Origin of the sequence: Aphanothece hegewaldii CCALA 016, assembly GCF_003007785.1 — a bacterium.
Taxonomy (GTDB): domain Bacteria; phylum Cyanobacteriota; class Cyanobacteriia; order Cyanobacteriales; family Microcystaceae; genus Chroococcus; species Chroococcus hegewaldii.
The window spans coordinates 1-1062 of record NZ_PXOH01000118.1 but is presented as its reverse complement, the minus strand read 5'-3'; the positions used below and the strand labels follow the sequence as shown (position 1 = coordinate 1062).

Below are 1062 nucleotides of genomic sequence, written 5' to 3'. Positions count from 1 at the left end.
GAAGCACCAAGAGTCCGTCAAGACCCCTTAGTCGTTAGTTTAATCGCCACCCTTGCTTCTGGCGTATTAGTTGGCCCAGTTGGAGAACAAATCCTCACCAATGGCAATTTAGTTAACTTTTTTACGCAAATTCGTCGATGGTACGGTCATAATTCAGATTTAATCGGTCAAGCCGAAGTTCCTGATGCGACGCAATACGATTTACAACAGTCGAAACAGACTCATTATGAAGCCTTCAACATCTATATTCCTTACGGCAAGGCGAGAGTCGATTTACCTAGTGGTGCAAATGTTCTACCACCTAATTTCGCTAACTTTTTTAGTGGTGAAGGAACCGTAGGAGAACTAGCATCATTACTCGGACCAGTTGGGGCGCTTAGTGAAGGATACATCCCTCAAGGGGAACCTCTTCCTTATACAATTCAATTTGAAAATGCTTCTACCGCCGCCTCGGCCGTTGGTGAAGTTAGGATTGTTACCCAACTTGATGGGGATCTTGACCCGCGTTCTTTCCGCCTTGGCGATTTGCGTTTGGGAGATCTTCAAATAAACATTCCCGACGGACGAAGTTTCTTTCAAGGTGATTTTGACTTTAGAACCAGCAAAGGTTTCATCCTACGCGTCAGTGCGGGACTTGACCCCTTATCTAATACCGCCACTTGGCTCATTTGTGCAATTGACCCCTTGACGGGAGAAGTCATCCAAGACCCAAGCATTGGGCTATTACCTCCCAACGATGTCACTGGTGCAGGACGTGGCTTCGTCACTTATACCGTACAGATTAAGCATGAAGTCCCCACAGGAACGGAAATTACTAGCACCGCCCGTATTCTCTACAATACATCGGCTCCTTTTGATACGGCAACCATTACTAATCTGGTTGATGCCGTTGCTCCCACCACTTCTGTTACGGTCACTCCCCTCGTACTGGGCGAGTCTAATTACCTAGTTAAGTGGACAGCAACCGATGACGAGATGGGTTCTGGGGTTAAACACGTTACCGTTTACGTCTCTGAAAATGGTGGCAATTTTACCATTTGGAAGCGACAAACAACCGATACA

General features: G+C 46.5%; 1 pseudogene. It reads left to right on the top strand.

The features are described from left to right. Positions 1 to 1062 (top strand): annotated as a pseudogene (locus C7H19_RS26095) (hypothetical protein); the annotation flags it as partial.